The sequence below is a fragment of the Xenorhabdus sp. IM139775 genome, assembly GCF_028598745.1.
GTDB lineage: Bacteria > Pseudomonadota > Gammaproteobacteria > Enterobacterales > Enterobacteriaceae > Xenorhabdus.
Genome location: NZ_JAQRFK010000036.1, coordinates 20988 through 31570, shown reverse-complemented (window position 1 = coordinate 31570; position 10583 = coordinate 20988). Strand labels below are relative to the sequence as shown.

Annotated in this window: 7 protein-coding genes; 3 read left to right on the top strand and 4 right to left on the bottom strand. The window is 44.4% G+C overall.

The annotated features are described in order from the left end of the window. Positions 1-247: 247 nt before the first annotated feature. The 4 genes from pflA to ycaO form a co-directional block, all read right to left on the bottom strand. Positions 248-988: a pyruvate formate lyase 1-activating protein gene (gene pflA, locus PSI17_RS09540; RefSeq protein ID WP_273551770.1), complete on the bottom strand. Its 741-nt coding sequence runs from the start codon at positions 986-988 to the stop codon at positions 248-250. A gap of 160 nt (positions 989-1148) precedes the next feature. Next, on the bottom strand, positions 1149-3431 hold the full coding sequence (pflB, locus tag PSI17_RS09535) for a formate C-acetyltransferase (RefSeq protein WP_273551769.1): 2283 nt from the start codon (positions 3429-3431) through the stop codon (positions 1149-1151). 54 nt (positions 3432-3485) lie between these two features. Further along, positions 3486-4343: a formate transporter FocA gene (gene focA, locus PSI17_RS09530; RefSeq protein WP_273551768.1), complete on the bottom strand. Its 858-nt coding sequence runs from the start codon at positions 4341-4343 to the stop codon at positions 3486-3488. 325 nt (positions 4344-4668) lie between these two features. Next, positions 4669-6432: a 30S ribosomal protein S12 methylthiotransferase accessory factor YcaO gene (gene ycaO, locus PSI17_RS09525; protein ID WP_273551767.1), complete on the bottom strand. Its 1764-nt coding sequence runs from the start codon at positions 6430-6432 to the stop codon at positions 4669-4671. A gap of 147 nt (positions 6433-6579) precedes the next feature. Between ycaO and ansB the strand changes: the two genes are divergently transcribed. From ansB to aroA, 3 genes are all read left to right on the top strand, one after another. After that, positions 6580-7623, top strand: coding sequence for an L-asparaginase 2 (gene ansB / locus PSI17_RS09520; RefSeq protein ID WP_273551766.1), 1044 nt, complete (start codon positions 6580-6582; stop codon positions 7621-7623). A gap of 432 nt (positions 7624-8055) precedes the next feature. After that, a complete protein-coding gene (gene serC, locus PSI17_RS09515) occupies positions 8056-9144 on the top strand; it encodes a 3-phosphoserine/phosphohydroxythreonine transaminase (protein ID WP_273551765.1) in 1089 nt (362 codons plus the stop codon). A 105-nt stretch (positions 9145-9249) separates the two neighbouring features. After that, complete coding sequence (gene aroA, locus PSI17_RS09510; RefSeq protein WP_273551764.1) at positions 9250-10554, top strand: 3-phosphoshikimate 1-carboxyvinyltransferase; 1305 nt, start codon at positions 9250-9252, stop codon at positions 10552-10554. The last annotated feature ends 29 nt before the right edge of the window (positions 10555-10583 follow it).

The following is a 10583-nucleotide window of genomic DNA, read 5'->3' as shown; positions in this document are numbered from 1 at the left end:
CTCTTTACATAAAGTAAATGATTTCATTTTTACTATCATTTATTGTCTATTTTTAGGATAAAATATCCTCTTATCTATTGTTAGATTATTCTGATCTATGCTGTATTTTGCTCATAGTAAACGGTATTTAGCCTAATATGCTGCCGCCCCGGCAAGGAAAGTGACCCCCAATGATTGAGAGTCAGTTTCTATAAAGAATGATAGATTATTTTATTAATGAGAGAGTTAGAGAATAAGGAGGCGGGATCTAATAGATCACATGATGCCCATAACGGCTCAAAATGTCTTTTACTCGCTCCATTGTCTCCTTTGATGGCGGTTTAACACCTTCCAGTTGATATTCCTCACCCATGGCAATCCATTTATGTTTACCCAGCTTGTGGTAAGGTAATAGTTCTATTTTTTCAATATTTTTCATCTCCTTGGTGAATTCACCAAGTAAATGAACGGATTGATCATCATCCGACCAACCGGGAACAACAACATAACGAATCCAGGTTGTTTGATTGCGTTTGGCCAGATAATGTGCAAATTCAAGCGTTCGGTGATTGGATACGCCAACTAATTTTTGGTGAATATCATCGTTAAGCTGTTTTAGATCCAGCATCACCAGATCGGTGGCATCCAGTAATTCATCGATCACCGGATCATAACGGCGCACAAAGCCATTAGTATCCAGACATGTGTGAATGCCTTCTTCATGGCAAGCCCTGAACCAGTCACGTACAAATTCAGCCTGAAGAATGGCTTCCCCACCGGAAGCGGTGACCCCGCCGCCCGAAGCATTCATAAAATGACGATAGGTCGTTGCCTCTTTTATTAATTCTTCAACCGTGACGGTTTTTCCGCCGTGGGTATCCCAAGTATCGCGGTTATGGCAATAGAGGCAGCGCATAAGGCAACCTTGGAAAAACGCGATAAAGCGGATACCGGGGCCATCTACGGTGCCGCAAGATTCAAAAGAGTGGATACGGCCAAGTACGGACATGAAGGGACTTCTCCAAAACTGACAAGCGAATAAAGGCCCCAAGTGTTAGGGGGCCTTTAGTGTATGCCATTTTATTTCAATAGAACATAATGACATGCTAGGGAGTAAATATTGTCCCACGCGGGACAAGATTGCAAACGCTCACTATTAGAAAACTCAATTAAATAGATTGAGTAAATGTACGGGTGATAACATCCCGTTGCTGTTCTTTAGTCAAAGAGTTAAACCGCACCGCGTAACCTGACACACGAATAGTCAATTGAGGGTATTTCTCAGGATTTTCCATGGCATCCAACAGCATTTCACGGTTCATCACGTTGACGTTCAGATGCTGACCTCCTTCGATATCCGCTTCGTGATGGAAATAGCCATCCATCAGACCCGCCAGATTGGCTTTACGGACTTCATCATCTTTACCCAATGCATTAGGTACGATAGAGAAGGTGTATGAAATGCCATCTTTGGCATAAGCAAACGGCAGTTTAGCAACCGAAGTCAATGAAGCCACCGCACCTTTCTGATCGCGCCCGTGCATTGGGTTCGCACCGGGTCCAAATGGTGCGCCGGCACGACGTCCATCCGGCGTATTTCCCGTTTTCTTACCATAAACCACGTTTGAGGTAATGGTCAGCACCGACTGTGTTGGAACCGCATTGCGGTAGGTTTGCAGTTTCTGAATTTTCTTCATGAAGCGTTCAACCAGATCACAAGCGATATCATCGACACGGGGATCGTTGTTACCGAATTGTGGGTATTCGCCTTCAATGTTGAAATCAACTGCCAGACCATCTTCATCGCGGATTGGGGAAACTTTCGCATACTTAATGGCAGACAGTGAGTCAGCAGCAACAGACAGGCCTGCGATGCCACACGCCATGGTGCGAAGCACATCACGATCATGCAGTGCCATCAATGAAGCTTCATAGCTATATTTATCATGCATGTAGTGGATGATGTTCAGGGCCGTGACATACTGTTTTGCCAGCCAATCCATGAAGTGATCCATGCGATCCATCACTTTATCATAATCCAGCACGGCGTCTTTCATTGGCGCTTCTTTCGGGCCAACCTGCATTTTCATTTTTTCATCCACACCGCCATTGATGGCATATAGCATGGTTTTTGCAAGGTTTGCGCGGGCGCCGAAGAACTGCATTTGTTTACCAACCACCATTGGGCTGACACAACACGCGATAGCGTAATCATCGCTGTTGAAGTCAGGGCGCATCAGGTCATCATTTTCGTATTGCAGGGATGAAGTATCGATCGAGACTTTTGCGGCAAACTTTTTAAAGTGAATGGGCAGTTTTTCAGACCACAGGATGGTCATGTTAGGTTCCGGGGATGGCCCCATGGTATATAGCGTATTCAGGAAACGGAAACTGTTTTTGGTGACCAGAGTACGCCCATCCAGGCCCATGCCCGCCAGTGATTCGGTAGCCCAGATAGGGTCGCCGGAGAACAGTTCATCATATTCTGGTGTACGCAGGAAACGTACCATGCGCAATTTCATGACCAAATGGTCGATCAGCTCTTGAGCTTGTTGTTCGGTCAATTTACCAGCCCGAATATCACGTTCGATGTAGATATCCAAGAAGGTGGAAACACGGCCAAAGGACATCGCAGCCCCGTTTTGGGATTTAACGGCTGCCAGATAGGCGAAATAAGTCCATTGCACGGCTTCTTTGGCATTGGTAGCCGGATTGGAAATATCATAGCCATGTTTAGCTGCCATCTCTTTGATTTGACCAAGGGCACGATGCTGTTCGACCAGTTCTTCACGCAGGCGAATGGTTGCTTCTAACTCTTCGCCGTTCTCCAATTTTTCCTGCAAGGAAGTGAATTGAGCAAATTTTTCATCACGCAGGACGTCAATACCGTACAACGCAACGCGACGGTAATCGCCGATAATGCGACCCCGGCCGTAAGCATCAGGCAGGCCAGTCAATACACCCGATTTACGGCATTTCAGGATATCGGGCGTGTAAACATCGAATACCCCTTGGTTATGAGTCTTACGATATTCCGTGAAAATTTGTTTCAGTTTTGGGTCGAGTTTGCGATTGTAGGCTTTACAGGAACTTTCAACCATTTTAATGCCACCAAATGGAATAATGGCACGTTTCAGTGGCGCTGCGGTTTGTAGGCCAACGATTTGTTCCAAATCTTTCTCAATATAACCGGCATCATGAGAGGTAATGGTAGACGCAATATCAGTATCAAAATCTACCGGTGCATGGGTGCGGTTTTCTATTTTGATACCTTCCATGACTTTTTCCCACAAAACGTTTGTCGCTTCTGTGGCACCCTCAAGGAATGATTCATCACCTTCATACGGGAGATAGTTTTTCTGGATGAAATCACGGACATCGACTTCATTCTGCCAGCTACCCTCGTTAAAGCCTTGCCATGCTACAGAAAATTTTTCGTTTAACTCGGACATGATACTTCTACCTTTTAGCAGTGGAAATTTTAAGAAATCTGATAAGGAGGCAACTTAATGTTTTTTGTCGCCACGTAAATACATCAACCAATAAGCCAACCCGACCAATACTGCACCGCCAATAATGTTACCTATCGTGACAGGGATCAGGTTATCAGTAATAAAACTGGAAACGTTAAGTTGGGGAAATTGTTCAGGTGTTGTCCCTGCTTGCCGCCAGAATTCTTCTGGTGCGAAGTTTTTGATAATGATCCCGAACGGAATTAAAAACATATTGGCAATACTGTGTTCAAAACCACTGGCGACAAACATGCCAATTGGCAGTATTAACGCAAATAACTTATCGGTCAGGCTGCGCCCGGCATAGCTCATCCAGACTGCAAGGCATACCATCAAATTGGCTAAAATCCCCAGACATACGGCCTCAACAAAAGAATGGTGCATTTTATGATCTGCGGTCTGTAACACATTCAACCCCCAAGCCCCGTTGGCGACGGCATATTGGCCGGAATACCAAATCAAAGCGACAAAAAACAGGGCACCAATCAGATTACCGATATACACGTTAATCCAGTTTTTGAACATTTGGGACCAAGTGATACGTCCTGTCGCTTTTGAAATGATTGTCAATACGGTGGAAGTGAAGAGATCGACACCACATATCACCACTAACATTAAGCCAAGGGAAAAACAGATACCGCCGGTTAATTTCGCTAATCCATAAGGAATAGAAGAGGTTCCTGTTGTTGCCGTAATGTAAAAAACAAAAGCAATGGAAATAAACACACCTGCCATGATTGCCGATAAATACGTCACTGCGGGATGTTTATGGACTTTATGGACACCACTATCATCAGCGATTTGTGCCATTACAGCAGGCGGAAATAAATTAAAAGGGTTGTCAGTTTTCATCCTAACACGCTCTTTATCCTTAATTAATTATAGCACGCCTTGATAGTAACAAACGGGCATTGGCCTGAATTTGATATGGATCATATTAGGCTGAAAGTTTAGTGAAATATGCTTGGCTAAATGAGGTGATTCGATCATAACTGAATGATTTTTAATATAAAATATTTTTTAAAATTTATAAAAATATTTTATATTGGTGATTTTGGTCTTTTAGGGGGTTAAAAGTAAAATAACAGGTTAAATTGTCATTTATTTGTTATTTAAAAATAAATTATCTTTAACCTGAATTTTACTTTTTGTCGTCAATAAACGCTAATGCAACAGTTTATTTATTGGACCAAAATTCACGTTTGGCTTTTTGCAGTTTCTCATAAGCATTCAATAATGCTTGATGGGCGGGTAATGCGTTTAATTCTGGATCAATAGACCATAGGCCATGGAAGCAATTTTCTCCGGCAAGAGCAGCAGAAGCCGCATCTACCGTGTCTTGGCCGTACATTTTGACAAATGCCTGATAATATTGCGCTGGTTTGCGATCTTCTTCTTGGGTCAACAGCAACAGTGTTTGCAGGCAGCGATAGTAGTTAGCGCGTTCCGCCGTGAAAACAGAGGCATTAAAATCTTGTGTCCACTCAACCCAAATCAGTGCTTGTTCCAAATCGTTGCCAGCCAGTGCCAGCATGGATTTCAATTCACCAATACGCAGGTTGCTCCAACCGTTATCTTTACCCGCAGCAATGCCCAATAATTCACGGACACGGGTGAAGTCATCCAAACCTTCATCATCCAGTTGTTCGAGGAAAGCCAAATATTCTTCTGGCTGCCATTGGCTTTCCGGCAATGCCAAAATGGTGTCGCGCAGATGAGTCCCCATGGTGTTATTGGCAATGTGCAGATCTTCGACCGGATAAATATCTGACATGCCGGGCACCAGAATACGGCAAGCGTAAACGCCAAGGTGCTCATAATCAGCAACATAAACCTCAGCATCCAGTTTATTGAAGATCCCCATCAGCGTGGCAAACTCTTCCTCTGTCGTGCCGCTGAAATTCCAGTCAGCAAATTCATAGTCGGCATCCTGCTTAAACAGATCCCAACTGATTGCACCGCTGGAATCAATAAAGTGAGTTTCCAGATTGGTATGCTCAGAAACTTCCTCATCATCAAAACTGGGTGGGGTGAAGACATCCAAATCTTTCAGGCTACGGCCTTGCAGCAGTTCTGTGACTGTCCGCTCCAGTGCAACACCAAAATCAGGATGGGCGCCAAAGGAGGCAAAACAAGTGCCATTATTAGGATTGAACAGCACGACGCAAATGACGGGAAATTGCCCGCCCAGTGAAGCGTCGTAACAATAGAGTGGGAAGCCTTCTTCCTGCAATTTATTGACCGATGCCACCACGCTTGGGTAGCGATCCATTATCTCTTGTGGAATTTCAGGCAAGCTGATGCATTCTGCGATAATGCGATTTTTCACATAGCGCTCGAATACTTCCGATAATCCCTGAACACGAGCTTCGTTCATGGTATTGCCGGCTGACATGCCATTTGAAACATACAGGTTTCCGACAATATTCATTGGAATATAAATCGGTTGATGATCTGACAGGCGAGTGAATGGCAGGGCACAGATCCCCCGATCTTCATTACCTGATTGCAGATCAACTAACTGGCTGGCACAAAGTGCGTTATCTGGGTTGTAAAAACGATGCAGGCGTTCGTCTAAAATCCCCTCTGGCAGAGAGTCATCTTCCGGCAACGGAAACCATTTTTCATTTGGGTAATGAACAAATTCACCATTGGCAACGGTATCGCCCAGATAAAAATCAGCAAAGAAATAGTTTGTCGACAGTCGCTCAAAATATTCTCCCAATGCCGAGGCCAAGGCTGCTTTCTTGCTGGCACCCTTGCCATTTGTAAAGCAAAGTGGGCAGTCACGATCACGGATATGTACTGACCAAACATTCGGGACAGGATTCAGCCATGAGGCCTCTTCAATATTAAAACCAAGAGACACCAGTTTGTGCTGAAAACGGCTAATGGAGTCTTCCAACGCGGCATCTTTGCCTGGGATATAGGTTTGCGTCATCGTGATTCACTTCAATGTATGTTAAAAGTGCATATCATACGGCGTTTTTTTTATCCGCTCTATCAGTTCCCAAAAATTATTGTTAATTAGAGTTTATTTATTGTGGGTTTACATAATAAAATGGCTTTTTTTACAAGAGGTTGAATAATGAAAAAGACTAAAATAACAGCAATGGCCGGTTTTCTGGCTTTAGTTAGTGGTTCTGCTTTCGCTCTGCCAAGCGTTACCGTTTTGGCAACAGGAGGCACAATTGCCGGGGGTGGTGAATCTGCAACTCAATCGAATTATACAGCGGGTAAAGTGGGTATTGATGCACTGCTGAATGCTGTACCGGCAATTAAAAATATTGCGGATTTGAAAGGCGAGCAGGTTGTCAGCATCGGTTCTCAGGACATGAACGATCAGGTGTGGCTGACTCTGGCGAAAAAAATCAACGCAGATTGTGACAAAACCGACGGTTTTGTTATCACCCACGGTACAGATACCATGGAAGAAACGGCTTATTTCCTCGATCTGACCACGCAATGCCAGAAGCCTGTCGTGATGGTTGGTGCAATGCGTCCATCGACTGCACTGGGTGCTGATGGTCCGTTGAACTTGTACAACGCGGTGGTGGTTGCTGCTGATAAAAACTCAGCAAACCGTGGTGTCCTGCTGGCGATGAATGATTCCGTTATTCATGGCCGTGACATTGGTAAACTGAGCACAACTGAAGTTCAAGCGTTCCAGCCGGTGAATGCGGGATCACAGGGTTTTGTTCACAATGGCAAAGTGCACTACTATTCTGCGGCATCAGTCAAAGCCGGCAAAGCCGCTTTCGATGTGAGCAAGCTGGATAAATTGCCAAAAGTCGGCATTGTTTATAACCATTCCAACGCCTCTGATCTGCCGGCGAAAGCATTTGTTGAAAATGGCTATCAGGGCATTGTCAGTGCAGGCGTAGGTAACGGTAACATCTATAAGTCTATTCTTGACACACTGGCTACAGCCGCTAAAGAGGGTGTCGTTGTTGTTCGCTCCAGCCGTATTCCTTTCGGCTATACCACGCAGAATGCGGAAGTTGACGACAGCAAATATGGCTTTGTCGCCTCAGAGCGTCTGAATCCTCAGAAAGCGCGTGTTCTGCTGCAATTGGCTCTGACGCAAACTGCTGATGCCGCAAAAATTCAGGAAATGTTTAATAAGTATTAATTCCTGATTGAAAGATATAAAAAGGCGCAATTTATGCGCCTTTTTATATTCCAATCTGTCTGGATTCATCGTCATGGCCATTATGAGCAAAACATCAACGCATTTATTTATTACACTCATCAATAAATTAATTTTTTGAATTATTTTTCTATTTGTGCTCGTTTTTTTAAAGACCATTTTGGTCACTATCATAAAAATCAATACTTATTAATTTTCTTCTGAAAGATTATTTTTCTGTATCCTATAAACTTCAGGCTGCGATATTTCACCATGTTGGTTATAACTCATTGCCTTATTTATAATAAGGCGAGTCATCAACGAGTTATGCTGTAGGTTTCAACAAATGCTTAATAACCGTTGCAGCGTTACGGCGGGAGTGATAAAACCAATACGTCCGATTTTATTGTATCCATTGATAGGGTGAAGTTAATAATGAGTCAGGTATATAATTTCAGCGCTGGTCCAGCCATGTTGCCAGCAGAAGTATTACGACGTGCAGAGCAGGAACTTTGCAACTGGCACGGCTTGGGGACATCGGTAATGGAAATCAGCCACCGTAGCAAAGAGTTTGTGGCTGTTGCAGCAGAAGCAGAAAAAGATCTCCGGGATTTATTAGCAATACCTGAGAATTACAAGGTGCTGTTTTGTCACGGCGGTGCTCGTGGGCAATTCTCAGCGTTACCACAAAACTTCTTGGGTGGTAAATCGACAGCAGATTATATCGTGAGTGGCTACTGGTCTGAATGTGCAGCGAAAGAAGCAGAAAAATATTGCACGCCAAACGTCATTGATATCAGGACAGAAACGGACGGTGTCAAAAGTGTGAAGCCGATGAGTGAATGGGCCTTGGGCAGCGATGCGGCCTATATCCATTATTGTCCGAATGAAACGATTGACGGCATCGCCATTTTTGAAGAGCCTGATTTTGGTGATGATAAAATTGTCATTGCCGATTATTCTTCAACCATTCTCTCTAACCCAATTGATGTTAGCCGTTATGGTGTTATTTATGCCGGAGCACAAAAAAATATTGGGCCAGCAGGAATAACCGTTGTCATTATTCGTGAAGATCTATTGGGTAAAGCACACCCGCATACACCCTCTATTCTGGATTATACGGTGCTGGCTCAATACGATTCTATGTATAACACGCCACCGACATTTGCTTGGTATCTGTCTGGCATGGTATTCAAATGGTTGAAAGAGCAGGGGGGGCTACAAGAAATCAGCAAGCGTAATCATGCAAAAGCCGAACACCTCTATCGTGCCGTTGATAACAGCAAGCTGTATATCAACCGTGTTGCCCCGGAAAACCGTTCTATCATGAATGTCCCATTCCAACTGGCTAACCCTGCGTTAGACAGCCAATTCCTGAAAGAAGCCTATGCGCACGGGCTACATGCGTTGAAAGGGCACAAAGTTGCAGGGGGCGCTCGTGCTTCCATTTATAACGCCATGCCCTATGAAGGTGTAAAAACATTGGTTGAATTCATGGCTGATTTTGAACGCCGCAACGCATAATTTTTTATCGTCGGGAGGAATAATACCTCCCGCACTCAACATTCTCGATTTATCCTAAAAAGTAAAAACATATCCCAATTAAAAAACCGGAGATCCCTCTCTATTATGCAATCCCTGACGTTACAACCCATCGCCCATATTAATGGAACAATTAACTTGCCCGGTTCCAAGAGCGTTTCTAACCGCGCTTTGTTACTTGCTGCGTTTGCCAAGGGGACAACCCGGCTCACCAATTTATTGGACAGCGATGATATCCGTTACATGCTTAATGCCCTGACTGCATTGGGTATTTCCTGTCATCTATCCACCGACCGAACTGTCTGTGAAGTCGAGGGTATTGGCGGTCGCATTACGGGTAAAAGCGGTATTGAATTATTCCTCGGTAATGCAGGCACAGCGATGCGTCCATTGGCTGCGGCTCTGTGTTTGGGAGAGGAAGGTTTGGGAGAAAACATCAGCGTGGTATTGACCGGCGAACCCCGGATGAAAGAGCGTCCAATCGGTCATTTGGTTGATGCACTGCGCCAAGGTGGTGCAAAAATTGACTATCTTGAACAGGAAAATTATCCGCCCTTGCATATCAAAGGGGGATTTTCGGGAGGAAACATTACCGTTGATGGTAGTGTTTCCAGCCAGTTCCTGACCGCTTTGTTGATGGCAGCGCCATTGGCGAAAAATGACACAGAGATCCGTATACAAGGTGATTTGGTGTCGAAACCTTATATTGATATTACATTGGCACTCATGAAAAGTTTTGGTGTCACGGTAGGCAATGAACAATATCAGGTTTTTCATATTAAAGGTCAGCAGCAATATTTGTCGCCAGGGCAGTATCTGGTGGAAGGCGATGCTTCATCGGCATCTTATTTTCTGGCCGCGGCAGCCATTAAAGGCGGGACTGTTCGTGTTACGGGCATTGGCAAAAATAGCCTGCAAGGGGATACCCAATTTGCCAATGTGCTGGAACAGATGGGGGCGATTATTCGTTGGGGGGATGATTTTGTCGAATGCGAACGTGGCACATTGACTGGTATTGATATGGATATGAATGCCATTCCTGATGCTGCAATGACTATTGCGACAACCGCGTTGTTTGCACAGGGAGACACCGTTATCCGCAATATCTATAATTGGCGGGTAAAGGAAACGGATCGGCTGAACGCGATGGCAACTGAATTACGAAAAATAGGTGCCGAAGTGGAAGAGGGGCATGATTATATACGGGTTTCTCCGCCAGAAAAACTCAATCATGCAGAAATTGAAACCTATAATGATCACCGAATTGCGATGTGTTTTTCGCTGGTAGCCCTATCGGATACCCCAGTTACCATCCTTGATCCAGGCTGTACAGCAAAAACATTCCCAGATTATTTCAATCAGCTTGAAAAGCTCAGTCAATATACAAAATAAATCGAGATGGAAATAAATGGGCTTTGCCT